We start from the raw sequence: 20612 nt of genomic DNA, 5'->3' as shown, positions 1-20612 counted from the left end.
ACTATTTCTATAAATCAGATAATAAGAGACTCCGCGCCATAAAGAATTACACAAACCTCTATCAACCCGCCATATTTTCCGCTTATACCCTATGGATTTCAAGTTGCAGCGCGGCGGCCAGGGAGTGAATCCCCGGGAGCATAGCAAACTATGTGACCGGGGTGAGCGAGTGCAGCCAACAAAGAGGCAGCTTGAAAGATGACGGGTATATCTCCTGAGCAATCAACCTTGGCAAATTTGACTCGATATATAACTTTCTGTTTTGATAGCCAAAACGGCCTCCGACGGTAACAAATCGCGCCGTCAACAACAGGAAATCTTCAAATGTTACATTACCAACCAAAACATGACCTCCTACAACAACGTATTATTCTGGTGACAGGCGCTGGAGAGGGTATTGGCCGTGAAGCGGCTTTGACTTACGCCCGTTATGGCGCACAAGTGATCTTACTTGGCAGAACAACACACAAACTGGAAGCCGTCCAAAAAGAGATTGAACAAGCAGGTGGCGCACCTGCAACTGTTTACACAATGGATCTGCTTACCGTCACAGCCGAAGAGTGCCAGACATTCGCTGACAATTTAGCGCAACATTATCCGCGTCTGGATGGCGTATTGCATAATGCCGGTTTACTGGGAGCTGTCGCGCCGATGGCGGAGCAACCCGTCCAATTATGGCATGACGTTATGCAAGTCAACGTCAATGCGACCTTTATGTTAACTCAAGCTTTGCTGCCGCTATTATTGACGTCGCCTGACGGATCACTCATCTTTACCAGTTCGAGCGTTGGCCGCGAAGGTCGCAGTGGCTGGGGAGCTTATTCCGCCTCTAAATTTGCAACCGAAGGCATGATGCAAGTTTTAGCCGAAGAATATAAACACGCTTCTCTACGCGTTAACTGTATTAATCCCGGCGGTACACGCACAAATATGCGCGCCAGAGCATTCCCTAACGAAAATTCTGCTAAACTGAAAACACCGGCAGATATTATGCCGCTGTATCTTTATCTTATGGGCAGAGATAGTCTGCATAAAACAGGCATCAGTTTTGATGCACAACCCGGACGCAAAGCAGGGCCAGCCGAATAATGACAATCAATGACAACCAGCATCAGAAAAGGCAACAGCGCCTAAAAGAAAAAGTGGATTCCCGTATTGAAGCCGCCCAGTTAGAACGGGGTATTCTCATCGTTTTCACCGGCAATGGCAAAGGTAAAACCACCGCTGCATTTGGCACAGCGACCCGCGCGATAGGTCATGGATTTCGCGCCGGTGTGATCCAATTTATCAAAGGTACATGGGAGAATGGCGAGAAAAATCTGCTAGAACAACATGGGGTGAATTTCCATGTTATGGCGACGGGTTTTACTTGGGAAACTCAAAGCCGGGAAACCGATACTGTAGCCTGCCGTCAAGTATGGCGCCATGCGTTAGAGATGTTATCTGATCCCGATTTGGATCTGGTCGTATTGGATGAACTGACTTATATGGTGAGTTATGGCTATCTTCCTCTGGAAGAAGTTATTACTGCGCTTAACCACCGACCGGAGCACCAATCTGTTATTATCACCGGCCGCGGTTGTCATCGTGAATTATTGGAAATGGCAGATACCGTTACAGAGATGCGTCCGGTAAAACACGCTTTCGACGCCGGTATTAAGGCACAAAAAGGGATCGACTGGTAAAAAGGTCCCGTTATGACACGAGACCCAGAAAACTTAGCGGCCTTTTGATGAGGTTGTTCGCCCCGCATTCTGGCGCGAACTGCCTTGACGTTTTCCTGTCGATGGACGCGATGCGACTTGAGCATGGCGTTTAACCGCTCGGCGGATTTGGTTAGCTTTAAGGCGACGTTGATCAGGTCCCACTGCCACTTTGGAAACTGTCTCTTCATTCAAACCCACTAATTGACGCAGATAGTTAGTCTGTTCCAAACCCAGTTCCGTCCATCCTCCGCGTGGTAAACCTTTTGGCAAGCCAATATCGCCATAACGCACACGAATAAGGCGGCTCACCTGCACGCCAACTGCTTCCCAAAGACGACGAACTTCACGATTACGTCCTTCTGTCAGCGTGACGTTATACCACTGATTCATCCCCTCACCGCCTTTAAACGCGATAGTGCGGAATGAAGCGGGGCCATCTTCCAGTTGAATGCCCTTAGCCAGTTGTTTCAATTTAGCGTCATCAACTTCACCAAAGACACGGACTGCATATTCGCGTTCAACTTCACGGCTTGGATGCATCAAACGATTAGCCAGCTCGCCATCCGTGGTAAATAGCAACAAACCACAGGTATTCACATCCAGACGCCCAACCGCTATCCAGCGGGAACCAAGCAATTTAGGCAGACGATCAAAAACCGTTGGCCGTCCTTCTGGATCATGACGAGTACAAAGCTCGCCTTCTGGTTTGTAATAAGCCAGAACGCGGCAAACCGCTTTTTGCGATTCTTTGATATTTAATATCCGACCATCAAGACGGATTTTTGTGGCGGGCTGAACTTCAAGGCGATCGCCTAAAGTCGCAATTTTACCGTCAACACTGACGCGCCCTTGTTGAATATAACCTTCTATTTCGCGGCGGGAACCGTGACCGGAACGCGCGAGAATTTTCTGTAACTTTTCAGATTTCTGTGTTTTACCGCTCATTGAGCAACCTCTGTTGTCGCCTTCACAGGCGTCGTGTTATATATCAATCAATACGTTATGGTAAAAATTCAATCATAACAAACTGATTTTAATACATTTGATAGCATAGGATGTCAAAAAATACATCATAATCCTAACTCCGTGGTGGCGCATTCTACACGAATTTTAAAGTCAATGATGCTAATAAATGTACCTATTTATCACTCAACACCGAATTTGGTCAGAAAAACACAGAAATATTACTGTACCAACCGGACCAAAACATAACTACAATCATAGAATCCACTCACTGTTTCAATTATCAAATAATTGATAAAATATAATCTTTTAATAACATAAAAGGTGGCCAAAAATTATAAATTTCAGGCCACCATTTCATTAAGTTTTATTTAAATTGCTATTAATACCAGGCACTAATATTAAATTAGTGAATGACAACTCAATCCTGGCAAAACCGATATCTTATTCACTCTTGAATTGGAGATGGATTTGCAATACTTTTCAGTGAATCAGGGATGGTTTCACTGAGATACATATCGCTGATTTTTGGCAAGTTCTTAACATAGAGATCATATGGCATCCAGAATGATTTCCCTTCAAATCGGCTATTCTGGAATATATCATTTTGCACGTCTTCTGGAATATTTTTCCATTCAGCAGAGCCAGGAGAATATGGACCTTTGTATTTAACGACATTCCACGGATTATGCAGTCGTACTAACTTAATATCATTCCATTGTTGAGCATCTAATATTAAATAAGCATGACCTGATACCAAATCCGTAGACGAACCCGTTCCTTGATAAGTCACATGATGTTTTACTTTGAAGATATCGATAAATTTCTCATCCCAAATACGATCCTGATTATCCTGATTAATACCGGTATTTGCTGTCGATTCTATACCAAAATAGATTTCATTACCGCCGCCTAAATTCTCATAGCTTCCATGCAATTTCGCAAATGCTTTTTCAATCAGGTAATACCAAAATTCATTCTTATCTTCCATAGCAGAGAAATTAACGCGAGGCAGATCATCGTCAATCAGTAAATAACCAATTTTCGATTGATTGATGATTCTAACGGAATAAACGCCCGTTGAATTATAAACTGGCGGATAAATGGAAGAGAATAACACATTATGCCCTTCTGGATGGGACGCAATTGCCCCAACGGTGCTAACAAAGCCGCAATTACCAAGATAGAGCTGGCCCATATCGATCATCTCTATCCCTTTAATAAACATGCTAGGGGATTCAATAAAATCTTTAATACGGCTATGCTTATCAACGCCCCCACTTTGCCATTGTTCAGGAGGATATGAATCATCCAATAAATAACCATTTTTCTCTGATAATGCTTTAATTAAGGCCAATACCGGATCTTTTGCATATAGAGTGACTCCGTTAAAGTCAAAAGGTTCACAGGTAGCCAGAATATCATTTAATTCGCTTAATTTTATCGCTTTATCAGGATCTCCGATCAATGCTTCTTGCACTGATTTTTCAGCATATGCGTCACGCCCACATGCGGTTAAATCCCTATCTGGTGATTTTGGCCAAGTATGAACATTACTGACATCAACTGGTTGATCGGAGAAATTAACAACTGACATTTTCAATATCCCTTGATTTTATAATGGATGGATAACCTTACGCTGTTATTTATATTAAATAGACAGCCAAAAGGTTTTATACCTAATAATATGATTAAATAATTAGCAAATATACTTACCTAAGGTGCGGTAAATATTTCCTTATCACGTTATTAAAATCAACTTAATTATTAAACAGATGATAATTCTATTTTATTGAGTCAGTATTAATAATTCGAAATAACAATAACCATTTCGATTCCATTAAAAAATAAAAAGCCTGCGTATAATACACAGGCTTTATATAGATTCTGAAAATAATTACTGCGGGGCTTATAAGAATGGCGTGATATTGCCAGCCCCTTCCCGTATTACAACCGGCGTATTCTCAGTTAAATCAATTACGGTGGTAGGCTGTTGCCCCAAATACCCCCCGTGAATAATCAGATCAACCAACTTTCCCAAATTATCTTTAATTTCTTCAGGATCAGATTCAGCAAAATCATTGCCCGGCAAAATCAGGCTCGTGGACATCAATGGTTCACCCACTTGTTCAAGCAGCGCCAAAGCAATTGGATTAGATGGAACACGTAACCCGATGGTTTTCCGCTTATCATTCATCAAACGACGAGGAACTTCTTTCGTCGCACGCAAAATAAACGTGTAATTACCCGGCGTATTATTCTTAATCAGACGAAAAGCTGAATTATCGACATAAGCATAGGTCGATATTTCTGACAAATCCCGGCACATTAAGGTGAAATTATGATGACTATCTAACTGACGGATACGGCATATCCGAGTCATCGAATCTTTATCTTCCAGATGGCAACCAATCGCATAACCGGAATCTGTTGGATAAACAACTACCCCACCCTTTTTAAGCACATCCACACTTTGCCCTATTAAACGCGGCTGCGGATTATCAGGATGAATATAAAAAAACTGGCTCATAAATTACCTCTTAATTTTATGCAGCCCCTACAGTGACCAGTTACGCCATATTGGTACCACATCACCGGGCAACCACAATTTACGCCCTAACTCTATCCATGAACAAGGCTGGTGAAAATCAGAACCTAACGAAGCCATCAAGTCATATTCCCGCGACAATTGACCGAGATATTGCCGTTCGTTAGGCGCCTGCTGGCACTGTGCAACTTCCATCGCATCACCGCCATGTTGTTTAAACCAGACAATCAGACGCTTCAACCATTTAGTCGATAAATCATATCGTCCCGGATGAGCAATGACTGCTTGACCACCTGATTGATGAATGGCATCAATAGCTTGTTCAATTGTACACCATTGAGGTGGAACGTATCCGATTTTTCCTTTTGCCAGATACTTTTTAAATACTTTCGCCATTGTTGGCTCTTTGCCTATTTCAATTAAATAACGGGCGAAATGGCCTCGGGTCACTTGTCCACCTTTCGCTAACTGATTCGCCCCTGCCCAAGCATCGGGAATACCTACCTTTGCCAATCTACGGCCTATTTCAATTCCTCTCTCTTTTCTGAGTTCAGCTTGTTTACCGAGTAATGTAGCCATTGCGTTTGATTGAATATCAATGTTTAAACCAACAATATGAATCTCCATATTTTGCCACAGGGTAGATATCTCAACGCCTGATATCAGTTTTAATGGCAAGTTGTGCCGACTGATATGTTCATTAGCGGGCAAAATAGCATCCGTTGTATCATGATCCGTCACAGCCAATACATTAACGCCCATTGCCACTGCCCGTTCAACCAATTCTGATGGTGAAAGTAAACCATCCGATGCAGTCGTATGGCTATGCAGATCATAAATTGTCACCCATTCCGTCGTTGAATTGGTCATTATTCCGTTCTCTGATTAAATAGCTTAGGTATAGCTTAACGATAAATGGCGGCATTTTACAGAATAGAGCCATATTCAGCCCTAAAATATCGGGCTGAATAGAGTAATGTTAAGAGTGAAGAAATTCCCAGACGAGAAATGCAATGTCCCTTTTTACTGACAGAGAAGAATTAATCAGCGTTTTTCTTCATCTAGCCAATAGATTTCAAATAATAGGGCTTACCCGGATTATAGAGCGGCCCCATGTCGATGGTCTCATCATTAGATTTAGCGACATAACCCATTCCCTCTCTGGCCGCGTTCGCCAATAAACCACAATCCTGATCGCCTGACCAAGAAAATATGCCGCCCAGTTTATTCTTAGCGACATACTCCGCTTTCTGCTTCACCGTGCGTGGTGTATCTAATGAAATAAAGTGTCCTGCTGTTTCACTAAACAAGAAATCGGCGTCAGCATTGGTATCCGTCATTAGCACAAAGCCATTTTTCCCGGTCGCCAAGGTATGCTCGCTATCCAGATAATTATTAACAATATCAAAGAATTCAGGTGAACCTTTTTCCATTGTTCCTAACGCATCGCCAGTTTTATTATATTCACGGGTTTCAAGCTTTGCTCCTTTGCCTGCACGACCATAGTTAGCATACCCTAAATGAATTTTCTCCAAAGGTATGCCAAGATCCTGATGTAAATAATTGATAGCAACTTCCGCGGATAAATCAGACGCACCTGATGGATCAGGATCTTTTGGCGAATAGAGATTAGTATGATGGCCGATATAAGGCGCCCACCCGGTACCAAAATAGTCGTAACTCATTAAATAAATGTTATCCAAACCATTCTTGATTAATTCGGCAATATTGGATGTCTCTAATTTCGTTTTTACACCACTACAAGCAATGGAGATCTCTTTTCTATCCCCTCGCCCAAATCGGCTATCCAAAGATTCACGTAATTCTTTAATCAACAGAGCGTAATGTTCTCCATCTTTCGGATCGTAAACATTGCCATCCTCACCCGGGCTTCCGGGATATTCCCAGTCAATATCGACACAACTGAACATAGGAAAGCGCTCAAAAAAATCAACAATACTGTCAACAAAAACGCCACGTTTTGTTTCATCAGCCGCCATCACGGAGAAATAACCGGACATACTCCAGCCACCAATACTAAAAGCCAATTCAAGTTTATGACCCGCTAAACGCGCCGTTTTTTGTAATTCGCGTAATCCGCCTAATAAACCGGACGCTTTCTTTTGTTGATAAAAAGGCAGGAATGTTCCTGCATTAATATCAGTATTAGCACTTTCCTTAGGTAATCCCACATTACGGGCAGTACCTAAATCACCATAAGGATCAAGAGGAACAATATGGCCTTCGGTAATTTTTATTTCACTCTGACTATTCCAACCATCGGCAACTTCTTTAATTTTCTTCCCTTTTACACCAGTATCACCGTAAATACCCAAGAAACTGAATATTAATTTATCATAAGCAGTCACATTGATAGTGCTTAAATCAAATCCTCTTCCCCGATCATCGGCTTCTTCATTCTTACCATCTAAGCGCGCATCATATTGGCACCAATCAGTAATATAAGCAGAAAGTTTCGGTCTGGATTTATCGCTTTCATATTCATTAAACATCGGGCGACAAACGCGCGTCGCAGTATAAGAAAGGTTGCCCGCTGAACCATCCGGTTTAAAATCAACATCCGGCCGTTGATAGGTTTGTTCTGTAATAGCATCCGGTTGTAAAACTGGTGAAGGAATATCTTCTGTCGGATCAACGCGCCCATCAGTAGGATTTCCGTGCTCTTTTATCTCTTCCTCCGTCGCAGGACGAATATATTTCCAGGCGTTGTGCGGCGTTCCCTCTTTAGCCGCAGAATCAGGAATATGCCAGCGCTCAACCCAGTAGGTATTGGTATAAACGCCACCATTGAAAATAACATTATAAACTTGGCCGCCTGCCTGATTTTTCCATGCGGTTAATGGCTCACCAATAATATCACTTATGTCGGACATGGATTTCGATGAGGTATAAGTATATTTGTTTACCATTTATAAACTCCAATGAAATTTATATTTAGCCTCCACATGGATAGAAGAGGCTAATTTGAATGTTAATGATAACGAGTAAGAACTTTAAATTCAGATGACTGATTCATTTAATTCTTAATTCTCGTCATACCAAATCTGGATGTTCCTTGTTCAATAATGCCTTAACAGCCGAACCAAATGATGCAGACCCCTCTTGCGCGGTATATCGAATATGAAGAATCACATCGGTCAGACTTTCTAACTCCTGCGATGTATTGGTAAATTGGAAATTCCAACTTGATCCTACCCCAACTCCCTCAAAGGGTAAGAAACGTTCATCATCGAAATTAAGCGTAAACATTCCGCTGTCATTAATCCCGGTAGATAAAGCGATTTGTTGATTGGGCTGGATGCTGCGAACTGTATAAGGCGTTTCCGCACGAGTTCCCTCTTTCAACATTTTTTCAACGGTTTTAAGATCCGCTTTGGTCGTATAACTGCTCACACCCGACAAACTTAATTTGGCGCAGATATCTTCATAAGGGCCAATTAACATCGGCAAAGTCACTGAAACAGATTTAATCCGCCGATTAAATAAACCCGGATAATCCAAACCAAATTGCTTTAACTCATCCAAATTAAAAGTGATTGCATTATGCGCTTTTAAAGTCCTGAGATTATCTTCCCAAGACTCACCCAATAAAGATTTAAGCGAAATCGTTTTGATAATTTCCAATCTACGTGAATTTTGCTCAACATAAGTGCGTTCCATACGTTGCAACGCCAATTTCAGATTTTCACCAACTAACAGCCCTTGATAGAGATCATTCCAGCTCGCACCATCAATAAAATTCTGCTCGCCTAGCCCAAGCTCATATTGTAAAGAAGATTGTGCGGATAAACATAATGAAGAAACAGAATCATAAGCCTGCAAATAGAGGCTTGAGATCTGGCTAATCATCCAGGTATATAAACTTTCATTAGTAAAACGGCTGGAGAAATAAGCCAACAATGCCTGAGATTGTTGTTGCTGCGCTTCAACTTGCGCCAAACGCTTACGCGCGGCACCGACCTGCAACTGCTGAATATTAATTTGCTGATCAATAGATTTTACTTCCCATTCAGCTTGTTTATATTGCAGTTCCCACTCCTGCCGACGACGGCGATAAGATTCAGAAACACTGAGGCTATCAGCTTTAGTACTATCGGACTGATGTTTCAACGTTGCTATTTCAGCAACCGCATTTAAAGCAGCCCCCCAATGAGATCCCCCAACTGCCAATCCATAAATATTGGGAACTAAATCCAGTGCCGCCGCAGCCGTTCTTGATACTTGTGAAGCTAATAGAGCAGAAGACGCCTGAGCCTGTAATTCAATAACCTGCTGTTCCGTTGACGAAATATTTTCATCATAAAGACTTTTATAATGTTCGTACCGATCCTGGGCAGATTGTTTGCTCACCTGCAACGCATCAAGACTGGCCTGATTAATATTGATATCTTGTTGCTGGAGGTCAACCGCAAAACGGTAGAGATCATTATTCTGAACCATCTGGAATGATTCAAAACTCAAATTATCTTTCCGTTCCAACAAGCTTAATAATGTGCTACCAAACTGTATCAACGTATCGACACCCGATTTCGCCCGCGCCAACATGGGTTCAAAACGATAATTTGGTACTCTGAAATTCATTCTGCTGGCATTTCTGGCGGCAACCACTCGCTGATAACGCTGATTCATTAATCCACGAGGAGAAATTTTCGAATCATAAAGATCCATAGAAATTTCTTTACCATCCAGCGTTAAATTATGCCGTAAATTGTAAATCCGGTTTTCTATTCTATCCCACAGGGCCGTTAACTCTTCATTAATCGGTTTCATGAAGAGATCATTATCCATCGCACGAATAGTTCTATCATGAACCACCGGGGCATAAGGCAAGGGATAACTTATCATCTCCAATGCTCGTACCGCGCTATTCTTCTTATATGATGCATCCTCAAGGGTTATTGGCTGCCAGGAACTGGCTAATTGGAGATCAGGACGCGCACCTAATAATGAACTTGCCGTTGCATAGCTCAGACGAGCCACCGTTCTGGCCGTTGGCTGTAGCTTGCGATATTCCATATCACCCTGATCGATAATATTCTTAACGTAGAAGTTAAAAATCGCTTTACGATAATGAATAGGTTCACTGGCAGAAATTGCATCAGGATCAGCCGGTTCTACCAGACTACGTAACCTCTTTGGCTCGTCAATTATCGGGCGACTATTCCAATAACGTGGCTTATCTTGTTCCAGCGCCGGTTCGTCATTACTTTCAAAAGGATTAAAAATAAACTTAATCCAGCGACTGGCTTCCTCATAACGCTGTTCCACATTAAACCGCCAGGCCACCATAAATGGCATATGGAAGAATAATTCCCAAAAATAAATACCATTTGCCCCTTTAAGGTCGATAGGTTTTGAAACATTGCCGGTAATCGGCTCTTCATGAATATTTTGCGTTTCCCAACTGAGAACTTTATCCAGTTTTTGACTCGCCTTACTAATTAACTCTTTTGCAAACAGGGTATTTAAACGAATCGCCTTGTCAGAATACCAACTTTCTAATGGTTCCTCTGGTTGCTCTTCTTTTGGAAATTGCAAATATTGAGTTTGTTTAGTCTGTTTAATTTGAACCTTATCGCGAAGTAATTTACCCACACTAAGTTTAGTCTTAATTTTACCTGCAACATCTCCCGTTTCCGACGGCAAACTAAAACCCGTAACAACCGTTACATCATTTCTATCACAACGGTTCAATGTGACACTCAGCTTTGGATCATAATCTTCTGGAGTCAGTATCTTATAATTCAGCCAACAGCGTTCACCCTTGCTATCTTCCAACCAAATACAATAAAGGATATTTTTGCTTCTGCTAAAATCATATTTATACGTTGAAGTGGACGTAAGATACATATTCAATGTCCCGTCAACATAAGTCGCATCCAGCTTAAAATCGTCTATTTTACCCAGTTGTCCTTCAAATGTTGGTGGTTCGGCTATCGGCCATTTCATATTATTATTAACGGGATAAAGCACCAATTGCTTATATTCATCCGGCCCACCATTCGAGGGTTCCCGAAAATAGAACCAGACTAAAGCCGCGCCATATGCGTCCAGATCGGATAGCGTTGAAGTGGATTTAGGTAAATCCGTTGCTGCCATTAATAGATTGTCACAAACATAGGTGAAAACTTCATCATAATCATAAGGCCCGGTCTTCTCATCTGTACCTTTCAAGCGCACAAATGCCACCAAAGCCAAGCGTTCAACATCTCCGGTACGATCGAGAACCGCAATTAACTCTTTCATAGAATGATCAAGTAAATCTTCACGAACAGTAGTGCCGGTACTCCAGGTACCATCAAACGCTAAATGAGCTAGATTAAGTTTGGTACGATATTTAATACTATTATCTTTATCTTGTTTTTCTTCAGAAACTTCAAACCAACTAATATATAATCGGTTATTCAGGATAATTGGACGAATAATACCGTTATATGCATTTTCTAAAGGAACATTAATCAGCTTCCACTCACTCCAGGCGGTAGGATAGAGTTCATCAGTCTGATTATTACGCTGTTTGGCATCTAAAGTTCGCCAAAAATAACGGTAAGGTTGAGTTCGTGTTTTAGCAATGAAATAGATCTTATCATCGGCAATATCAACACCATCTTCGTAGCCGGCAATCACCTCTAAATTACTGACCTCTTCGAAGTTATTCAAATATCCCAATATCGCTTTCTGAGCAACATCATCGGTGAGCTTGCCTTGATTAAGCGCACTTTCAAGTTGAAAGAAGAATTCTGTTTTGGTTAAACGTAATGTGGGATCAACATAGACTTCTGGATAAATAGCCAGTTGTTGATTTGCCGCCCAATAACCATAACGATTAGCAAACTCCTGCCAATTATCTGCATCTTCCTGAGTCATCGATAAACCTGACTCTAAGTTCAAAACAATACGGTTAATATATTGTTGTACAGACTGAGTAACATGTGCGACACGAGCTGTTTTTACTTTAGAAGAAACCTGAGTATCTAATAATAGAAAATCATATAAATCATCTACATTTTGAATTCTTTCACGCAAGGATTGAAAAGCGGTATCATGCGGCACAATCTGACCAAGATAATAATCAACTAACGCATCACGCAAATTTTCCTGTAATTTTGCTTCAATTAAATTAGACATTCTCATCATCTCCTTGCGCTTTTAATGCAGCCATTACCGCTTCCCCGATACTTTGGAAAGCTTCAAAATCTGAATTAACGTCAAGTGCGCCAGCACCTAATAAAGGCTCAACGGACAAATTAGTTTTCACAGAAAATTGTTGCAATCGTCGTATCCAATCTATTTGGGATAAGATCATTGCACGTTGTTTATCTAATCCTCCTTTCTTACAAGCAAGAGAAATTTCATCAGGGTCCCAATCTAAAATCTCAGCCAGTAATTGCGCACATTTATAATTGTCATCATCCTCTTCTCTTGTCTTCGGTGAAGTTTCACTGTTAGCAAAAGTAAAATATTCTTGAATTTTATCCTCATTCTGTTTCGCATTTTCCAGTAAATCCTGATAGCGATTCAGCAGGAAAATTTCATCTAATGATAATGATATTTCCGTTGTTTCATCCACGTTTAAACCCAACCATTTAGGATTCGTCAGGCGCAATAACAGCAGATTATTACTTATGCTCAATGCATTAATTAATTGAGTATAAACTAACAGACTATAGGTCAGGTCCAGAAACTCTTTCTTAATATCTTCAACTTTTTCTGGCGTATTATCTAATACCAGTTTCAGTACTGAATAGACACCACTTCCTAACCAGCGCAGTTGTAGTGGAACAATATCCCTTGATACTCCATATTCTCCCGCAATAGCGCTAGATAATAGACTTTCTTGCGCGGTTTTAGCTTGCAATATGATCTGCACAACAATATTAATTTGATTATTATCTGGATTTATCTTCTTCTCATTTAAAATATCTTCAATCTTTTTCCGCAAAGATTCTTCATCTGTTTTTCCCCATACCAATGGAATATCTTTGATTAAACCGTTATCCTTATCAAAAACACCATTTTCATCTGATAGAATACTCCACCAATCAATATCATTGATTTCTTGCCGATTAAAATCAGACTGTTGTAAACGCACATTATCAGTCAAACCATCGGAAATTCCCTTATAAAAGGTTAACATGCCACTTGTTGGCACCACGGGAAGCTGAGTTTTACCTAATAATAAGGAAAGTTTGATTGGTGTCAGCTTTGTTTTAGCCAACCAAGCAGTCAAAACCTCCATTTGAGCAATAACACTGAGAATGTCATCTTTCTGCTCATCTTTTTCTTTAAAGATCGGAATATTAGCCAAATATCCCTCTTCACCTGTCAAAATACCGGCTAGAATTAATCCATCCTCCGCAGAAAAACCAAATAATCGCGGAATAGTTACCAGGCAATAAAGTCTGGACACGACATCGAGATTACGCACCAATTTGCCAGAAGAGAGCTTCAAAGCCTTCTCAACGATAGGGGCAATCACTTGAAACGTGGATAAAGAAATAGCTAACCCTGCACACAATTGTTTAACTGTTTTCGCGCCCTCTCCTTGATTTTCCGCATAGCTAAACTCTTTCCCATCCAGCATTAAAGGTTGGTCAAAAAGTTTAGACTGATTAAACAGTTGATCAAAAAATGGAATATTATTGCTGATAGCAAATGGCGTAATTTGATATATCCATCCAGCAAATGCTTCCGGTAATACTTTATATTGTGTTGATAAATGGCGGAATAAACCTAATGCTCTTAATGTATTATTGGAAATAGTCAGATCGGTATTATTGGGTTCAGCTTTTATTGCCGAAATTATTAATAAATCAAGCTGATGATAAGGTAGCTCTAACCAACGCTGTAAACGAATAAAACGATTCATTCGATCATAACGAAAATCAGAAACCGCGTCTATTTCTCGTCCAGAGCCCGTTCTCACAATGCTTAATGCGTCTAATTGCCCCGCATTTATATAAACACCACCATAGTGATAAGGTGCAGGGAAGTGTTCTGATGTTTGCCCACTATCGAAAATAGGATTAGAAAATAGCACATTTGGTGAAACTAAAGGCCGGAAATCACCACTACTAAACAAATGTTCGAGATCTGTCACTTTCGATCCTGTTTGTTGACCAAAAGATAGAACCTCTTTTAATTTCACACTGTCATCTGCGGAAAGGCCATAATTATCCTGGAAGAATTGTTCAGCTTCCGGCAATAATTCTGCTTGTGCAGTGCCTTGTTTAGCAATCGCGAAGCGATAAGTCATGGTCAGGAAGTTAATACCTTCGATATTTACAGCAGTATTATTTGTGCTTTCTTTGGGTACCGCAGCATAAACTGTCATTGCGCCAAAGAAAGGACCATTATCTAAATTACCAATTTCACTATTATCGCTTTCTGCATAGGTTAACTTTAATTGCCGACTAAATGGAGATGAATTATTAAATGGTTCCATCCTCGCTTTTACACGATTATAGGTCAGAATATTTTCACCACGAAGTTTAACTTTGATCGTCTCTTTCGCTTTATTTTCGCAAGTAATAATAATCTCGTCATAAGCTTTATCCACATTATTACTTAACAATGTCGGACCAGTAACATTACCATCAGCAAGAATAATATAAGCATGTTTTGAAATATCACGTTCAGGCAAGATTTCGGTTGTGCTGGTGCTGAAATAACTCTTAATAAGTTGTTCACGTGATAAAAAATTTTGCGCAAATGGGCTTTTCTCTGTCAGTAAAGTCATTTGCTCCTTACTCAATTGAGTATAAGCGAGCAAAGCCTGATCACGCTTTTCAGTTAATATATGCCAGGGAAATTGCTGATCCACTTGCTGAATAATCGTGCCTAATTCCGTCTCTTCTTCGGCCAAGCCTTTATTTATCTGTTGGGAAGGTAAACTATAAGGTAGTGTAAATGGAAAACGAGTCTCTCCCAAAACCTGATTAACCGGTTTATCCGCATGGCCCGTCTGATCAATATATTCCCTGGCGCTTTTCGACAAAACATCATTCACAATAGAGATTGCTGTAATCTCTTTGTAAAGATTATCACTATTAAGTAATAAGTCAGGAATATCAGCACGTCTTTGTTCCAATCCCACCGCACTATTGGAACCATCCAACTCTATTTGTTGTACAAATTTATAAAGATCAAGCAGATAATTTACCGGACTATCAAGGGCCTCAATAGCATCTGGCTGACAGAAATCATCCCAAGGTTCAGGAAATAAATTGCTATAATCAGGCAATTTTTCTTTTTCGTCGGGATTGTCACCACTATAAAAAGAATATCTTGCCTGATAACTCGCTTTTGTTAATGATGCGCCATCATAATCTCTCAATTGTCTTTGCCGATAACTTTGTACCAATTGATTAGCCGCACTCACTGCTTTATCAAAAATTACCTCGGCATGACCTGATAAAGATTCGTTATGGCGTTTAATAAAGCGCTGTTTTGATACTTCAATAATATCAAAAATTGAGTGATATCCCAGACGTTGAAGTGTATTGAGTAGCGTGACAGTAGAATTGTCTTCCTTCTGTCCTGAGTTCGCCAACATATAACGTGTCGGCAATATTGGCGATGCTGATGATTTTATCTCTGCCACCGCAGATAATAATGGCGATACTTTTGTTATATCCTGTTTTTCACGAGAAATGCTTTTATATTTATCCATTGTATTATTCCCAACCTAATTAATCGGAAACACCTGAATAGCACAGTTATAGAGACTATAACCACTTTAAATAGTGAGGTTTTTTTAACGCATAAATTCAATTTAATTTACATGCTTCACACTGTTTCTCTTTCGGTTTATCGTAAGAAGGAAGATCACCTTCGAAATAGAACGGGTCCATTTTGATAACTTCTTTAATTGCTTTACGACCCAATCCTTCATGAGCAGCATTTGTTAATAAACCATTATCTTGATCACCGGTCCAAATAAATAAGCCACCTAGCCCTTTTTCTTTAACATAGCGGCCTTTTTCTCTGACTGAACGAGGCGTATCTAATGACATAAATACTTTGAGATCTTTATTGTAAATATAATCGGCCTTCGCCACTGGATCATGGAAAACCGTATAGCCATTACGACCTATTTGATTTTCATAATCAACATAATTATAGATAATATCTGTCCATTCAGTTACACTGCTTTCGAAACTCCCTACAGTAGATGCCCCATCAGAATATTTCCCAACCAACTGCTCGTTATTATTACTCTCTAACTCCGCAGTTCTGGCACTACGTGTATAGCCAGAATAACCAATATAGATAAATTTCTTATTAATACCTAAAGAGATAAGATAGTTAACTGCATCATCCACTGAATATTTAGAATACTGGTCATCCTTATTGCGATAAAGATTGGTATGATGAGAAAGTTTTCCGTCACCCAATGTAAAGAAATCATAAGTCATTAAATTGATTTCATTGACACCGGCGGCGATCAATTCTGGAATATTCGCTGCTTTAATTTTTTCTATATCAGCGGAAGCTGCAATACTAATTCCTTTTAAGTTACTGATATTCGCACCCTTCAGATCCTTAATAAGATCAGCAAAATACTTATAATCATCTTTATCAAATTGATTATTGTTCCCCGCAGAACCAGGATATTCCCAATCAAGATCAATATGGGTTAACATGGGAAATCTGGTGTATAAATCTTTAACTCCCTCAACAAATCGCTTACGAAGATTCTCATCACGACATACTTCATAAAAAGCACCACTCATTGACCAACCACCAACACTGACAGAAATTTCTAAATCTGGATTTTCCTCCCTAAGTAAACGTAGACCACCTAATACTCCCTGTGCTTTATCCTGTTCATATAACTTCCAATCGTCATCCTTCCAACCACTAAAACCGCAATTAAGATAAGATCCAACATCTGCCCAAGAATCAATTGGTATCGGTTTGCCTTTATGATCTTTAAGTATATTTTCATCAGTATCTCCCATCTTCCATCCATCTCTAGCCGCTTTCATGATATCTAGTCGTTTCTCTCCGGGATCACCAATAATACCTGCAAAGCTAAAGATAATTCTTTTAAATGGTTTTCCTTTTTCTTTATCGCCCTTAAGACGCATTAAATCAGCTCCCCGTCCTCCATATATTTTAAAATCATCATCTCCTGTTGGCATTAGGCGTCTATCAAAAATTGACCAATCGGTTAAATAACAGAGAACAGCAAAATCATCGTTCTCGTCATAAGTATTGAAAACTGTTTTAGCAAGTCTTGTTGGTGTATACGATAATGCGTTATCAACACTTTTAGGGTCAAATTTATTTAGATCATAAGTTTTTTGCGCAGCGCCCTCTCCCATGAGTTCGCTACCATTCTTATAGCCAGGATCAGTTTCATACACCAATTGGCTATCTGCTTTTGGTTTATTTTCACTCATATCTCACTCCACTAGCGATACAATTGTTTAAACATCAGAGAGTTAAATCATGGCAACCCATGCCAGAATTAAGTAGAGTCCTATAAGTATTCAGAGTTAGAAACCATTCACCAAGAATACCTATAACGTATTGAATACAAAGAATTACATAGCTTTAACTTATAAGGATCTAAATTCTAAATAACACGATATGTTAGAGACCTGAATACTACTTCTCACAGTAATATTAGCTAAACCTCTTTTTTTCATATACAGATATAAAAATTAACAATCTCTTTTTTCCTCCGGCCTATTGACTCAAATAAAATCCAGCCAATTCTGCCTCTTAACCAAAATCTACTTTCGCTAATATTCTTTTTTCATAAAACATGATTTATATATTTAACATTACTAAATATATATTATGACTATATTATAAAATGATAATATGCGTTATTTGTGACAATAAAATAATAGTTTTATTAAAATTAAGAATCCTATCATTATCCGGTTTCTAACTATTTTTTGTTACACCGTAATGAATGTGCGCACCAATTAACCTTTGCAAAAAATACTTGACACACCAATCTCGTTCCAGTTTACTAGTACAAGAGTGAGAAAGATATTGTCTTGTATACCATCTATTTATTAATACTAAAGAGGCACTGAAAATGGCTGCATGTATGACGTCTATCCGTTGGTGGCATAACTTCCCAGTAAGGGCGGTATGGTCACGCACATAAATCAACAGTGCCAAATTACCAAAACCCGCCTAAACAGCGGGTTTTTTTATATGCGTAACTTATTAACAGGACGAGAAAATGACGGATAAACAACCAAAAATCACAGTAATCGAGCAGGAAACAGCTTATCAACCCGATCCTACTCTGCTATTCAACCAACTCTGCGGTGAACGACCAGCAACTTTATTGCTGGAATCTGCGGAAATTAACAGCAAAAAAAATTTAAAAAGTCTGCTGATTATCGATAGTGCCTTACGTATCAGTGCCAACGGCAATCAGGTTACTTTTGACGCGTTGACCGAAAATGGCCGAAATCTATTACCCATTTTGGCCAACAAATTGGCCAGCAATGTCCAATCTGAAATGACACATGATGCTCTTCAAGTTACCTTCCCGCCAATTAATCACAATATAGATGAAGATAATCGCCTGAAAGAGGTATCCGTATTTGATGCACTGCGTGCCCTGCTTTCTCTGGCGGAAGAGCCATCACCATACAATTCATTTCCATACAATACAGACGCAATATTTGTCGGCGGTCTTTTTTCCTATGATCTGGTGGCCGGATTTGAGCCATTACCAACCGTAAAAACCGTTCAACGCTGCCCTGACTTCTGTTTTTATCTCGCAGAAACGTTATTAGTGATCGACCATCAGAATAAAAATGCACGTTTGCAAATCTCCCTTTTCAGTGATTCTCAAGCAGAAGAGCAACGCCTTAAGCAACGATTAAAAACATTAGCAGCACTTATTACCGAACCCATTGAGCCGGTAAAACAGATCCCTCTGCCAGCCATGAAAGTTTCATACAATCGGGATGATAAAGCCTATGCAGAAATGGTGGCACAGTTGCAGCAATACATTCGTCAGGGAGATATTTTTCAAGTGGTGCCATCAAGACGCTTCTTTCTGCCCTGCCCGGCACCGCTTCATGCTTATCAAAAGCTTAAGCACCGCAATCCAAGTCCCTATATGTTTTTCATGCAGGACAAAGATTTCTGTCTGTTTGGCGCTTCTCCTGAAAGTGCACTTAAATATGATGCATCCAATCGCCAGATTGAAATTTACCCTATCGCCGGCACTCGCCCCCGTGGACGCAATGCGGCCGGCGAGCTGGATGCCGATCTGGACAGCCGGACCGAACTGGAGATGCGAACAGATCATAAAGAATTAGCCGAACACCTGATGCTGGTCGACTTGGCCCGTAATGACCTAGCTCGCATTTGTGAACCGGGCAGCCGCTATGTCGCTGATCTGACAAAAGTTGATCGCTACTCCTTTGTTATGCATCTGGTTTCCCGCGTAGTGGGAACATTACGCCATGATTTGGATATCTTTCATGCTTATCAAGCTTGTATGAATATGGGCACCCTTACTGGCGCACCGAAAGTACGCGCAATGCAGCTTATCGCTCACTATGAAAATGAACGCCGGGGCAGCTATGGTGGTGCTGTCGGTTATTTCACCGGCAAAGGAGATATGGATAATTGCATCGTTATTCGCTCTGCCTACGTGGAAGATGGCATAGCGACTGTTCAGGTTGGCGCAGGTATCGTGCTGGATTCCGAACCTTTAGCAGAATCCGAAGAGACTCGTAACAAAGCAAAAGCAGTCATTCGCGCAATTATTGAAGCTCATCAGGCAGAGGAGATTTTCTAATGGCAAATATTCTGCTACTCGACAACGTGGATTCATTCACCTATAACCTCGTCGATCAATTACGTAATCATGGTCATCAGGTGGTTATCTATCGCAATACCGTTGCAACTGAAATGATTATGCAGCAATTAAGCATGCTCTCTTCTCCGTTATTAATGCTTTCACCGGGGCCGGGTAAACCGTCTGATGCCGGTTGTATGCCTCAATTACTCCAACAAATCATCGGCAAAATTCCAGTGATCGGCATCTGCCTTGGGCATCAGGCCATTATTGAAGCCTATGGTGGAGAAATTTCTGCTGCTGATGAAATCCTACATGGCAAAGCTTCTCTGGCAGAACACGATAATCAGGCTATGTTCGCTAATCTGACAAATCCTCTACCGGTTGCCCGTTATCACTCTCTCGCGGGTAATAAAATTCCATCCGAACTGACTATTTCTGCCCGTTGTGGTGATACTGTTATGGCGGTTCGCCATAACGAACATAAGGTTTGTGGATTTCAATTCCACCCAGAATCAATTCTCACAACTCAGGGCGCTAAATTACTTGAACAAACTCTGGTCTGGGCACTAAATTAAAGGGGAGA

At 40.4% G+C, this 20612-nt stretch carries 12 protein-coding genes and 1 other annotated feature; of the genes, 4 read left to right on the top strand and 8 right to left on the bottom strand.

Annotated features, from left to right (window positions below; all coding sequences use genetic code 11):
* The first annotated feature begins 324 nt into the window (after positions 1 to 324).
* Positions 325 to 1089 carry a YciK family oxidoreductase gene (locus EAE92_RS10865; protein WP_110090757.1) on the top strand — a complete coding sequence of 255 codons (765 nt, stop codon included), beginning with the start codon at positions 325 to 327 and terminating at the stop codon, positions 1087 to 1089.
* Entirely contained in the window at positions 1089 to 1685 is a 597-nt protein-coding gene (gene cobO, locus EAE92_RS10860; RefSeq protein WP_246545132.1) for a cob(I)yrinic acid a,c-diamide adenosyltransferase, read from the top strand. Before EAE92_RS10865 ends, cobO begins: the two co-directional genes overlap by 1 nt.
* A 33-nt stretch (positions 1686 to 1718) precedes the next feature.
* On the opposite strand, the gene rluB is transcribed toward cobO, so the two are convergent.
* From rluB to EAE92_RS10820, 8 genes are all read right to left on the bottom strand, one after another.
* A complete protein-coding gene (gene rluB / locus EAE92_RS10855; protein WP_214068085.1) occupies positions 1719 to 2651 on the bottom strand; it encodes a 23S rRNA pseudouridine(2605) synthase RluB in 933 nt (310 codons plus the stop codon).
* A 466-nt stretch (positions 2652 to 3117) separates the two neighbouring features.
* Positions 3118 to 4266, bottom strand: coding sequence for a C2 family cysteine protease (locus tag EAE92_RS10850; RefSeq protein ID WP_246545131.1), 1149 nt, complete (start codon positions 4264 to 4266; stop codon positions 3118 to 3120).
* A gap of 312 nt (positions 4267 to 4578) precedes the next feature.
* The gene (locus tag EAE92_RS10845; protein ID WP_214068083.1) at positions 4579 to 5199 is read right to left on the bottom strand and encodes an L-threonylcarbamoyladenylate synthase; all 621 of its coding nucleotides are present in this window, start codon (positions 5197 to 5199) and stop codon (positions 4579 to 4581) included.
* A 27-nt stretch (positions 5200 to 5226) separates the two neighbouring features.
* Positions 5227 to 6087 (bottom strand): RNase RNM, encoded by an 861-nt coding sequence (rnm, locus tag EAE92_RS10840; protein ID WP_214068082.1) that lies wholly within the window; start codon positions 6085 to 6087, stop codon positions 5227 to 5229.
* 191 nt (positions 6088 to 6278) lie between these two features.
* Positions 6279 to 8147: a glycoside hydrolase family 18 protein gene (locus EAE92_RS10835; protein ID WP_214068081.1), complete on the bottom strand. Its 1869-nt coding sequence runs from the start codon at positions 8145 to 8147 to the stop codon at positions 6279 to 6281.
* Positions 8148 to 8271: 124 nt separating this feature from the next.
* The gene (locus EAE92_RS10830; RefSeq protein WP_214068080.1) at positions 8272 to 12366 is read right to left on the bottom strand and encodes a Tc toxin subunit A-related protein; all 4095 of its coding nucleotides are present in this window, start codon (positions 12364 to 12366) and stop codon (positions 8272 to 8274) included.
* Positions 12359 to 15910, bottom strand: a complete 3552-nt coding sequence (locus tag EAE92_RS10825) for a Tc toxin subunit A (protein ID WP_214068079.1) — start codon at positions 15908 to 15910, stop codon at positions 12359 to 12361. Before EAE92_RS10825 ends, EAE92_RS10830 begins: the two co-directional genes overlap by 8 nt.
* Before the next feature lie 97 nt (positions 15911 to 16007).
* Complete coding sequence (locus EAE92_RS10820) at positions 16008 to 17645, bottom strand: glycoside hydrolase family 18 protein (RefSeq protein ID WP_214068078.1); 1638 nt, start codon at positions 17643 to 17645, stop codon at positions 16008 to 16010.
* Between the two features lie 671 nt (positions 17646 to 18316).
* Positions 18317 to 18417 (top strand) — a sequence feature (Trp leader region).
* 28 nt (positions 18418 to 18445) lie between these two features.
* Here EAE92_RS10820 and EAE92_RS10815 point away from each other — a divergent pair.
* Together EAE92_RS10815 and EAE92_RS10810 are read left to right on the top strand one after the other, a co-directional pair.
* Positions 18446 to 20026: an anthranilate synthase component 1 gene (locus EAE92_RS10815; RefSeq protein ID WP_214068077.1), complete on the top strand. Its 1581-nt coding sequence runs from the start codon at positions 18446 to 18448 to the stop codon at positions 20024 to 20026.
* Positions 20026 to 20604, top strand: a complete 579-nt coding sequence (locus EAE92_RS10810; RefSeq protein ID WP_040148654.1) for a glutamine amidotransferase-related protein — start codon at positions 20026 to 20028, stop codon at positions 20602 to 20604. The genes EAE92_RS10815 and EAE92_RS10810 overlap by 1 nt, the downstream gene beginning before the upstream one ends.
* Positions 20605 to 20612 lie beyond the last annotated feature (8 nt).

Source organism: Photorhabdus hainanensis (genome assembly GCF_018448965.1).
GTDB lineage: Bacteria > Pseudomonadota > Gammaproteobacteria > Enterobacterales > Enterobacteriaceae > Photorhabdus > Photorhabdus akhurstii.
Note: the sequence above shows the minus strand (reverse complement) of the source record. Positions and strands in the feature narration are given on the sequence as shown.

What these genes read in the sequence shown, in the direction of transcription:
- cobO (WP_246545132.1), top strand. Translation starts at nt 1,089, where the DNA reads ATGACAATCAATGACAACCAGCATCAGAAAAGGCAACAGCGCCTAAAA.
- EAE92_RS10815 (WP_214068077.1), top strand. Translation starts at nt 18,446, where the DNA reads ATGACGGATAAACAACCAAAAATCACAGTAATCGAGCAGGAAACAGCT.
- rnm (WP_214068082.1), bottom strand. Translation starts at nt 6,087, where the DNA reads ATGACCAATTCAACGACGGAATGGGTGACAATTTATGATCTGCATAGC.
- EAE92_RS10850 (WP_246545131.1), bottom strand. Translation starts at nt 4,266, where the DNA reads ATGTCAGTTGTTAATTTCTCCGATCAACCAGTTGATGTCAGTAATGTT.
- EAE92_RS10810 (WP_040148654.1), top strand. Translation starts at nt 20,026, where the DNA reads ATGGCAAATATTCTGCTACTCGACAACGTGGATTCATTCACCTATAAC.
- EAE92_RS10845 (WP_214068083.1), bottom strand. Translation starts at nt 5,199, where the DNA reads ATGAGCCAGTTTTTTTATATTCATCCTGATAATCCGCAGCCGCGTTTA.
- rluB (WP_214068085.1), bottom strand. Translation starts at nt 2,651, where the DNA reads ATGAGCGGTAAAACACAGAAATCTGAAAAGTTACAGAAAATTCTCGCG.
- EAE92_RS10825 (WP_214068079.1), bottom strand. Translation starts at nt 15,910, where the DNA reads ATGGATAAATATAAAAGCATTTCTCGTGAAAAACAGGATATAACAAAA.
- EAE92_RS10820 (WP_214068078.1), bottom strand. Translation starts at nt 17,645, where the DNA reads ATGAGTGAAAATAAACCAAAAGCAGATAGCCAATTGGTGTATGAAACT.
- EAE92_RS10865 (WP_110090757.1), top strand. Translation starts at nt 325, where the DNA reads ATGTTACATTACCAACCAAAACATGACCTCCTACAACAACGTATTATT.
- EAE92_RS10830 (WP_214068080.1), bottom strand. Translation starts at nt 12,366, where the DNA reads ATGTCTAATTTAATTGAAGCAAAATTACAGGAAAATTTGCGTGATGCG.
- EAE92_RS10835 (WP_214068081.1), bottom strand. Translation starts at nt 8,147, where the DNA reads ATGGTAAACAAATATACTTATACCTCATCGAAATCCATGTCCGACATA.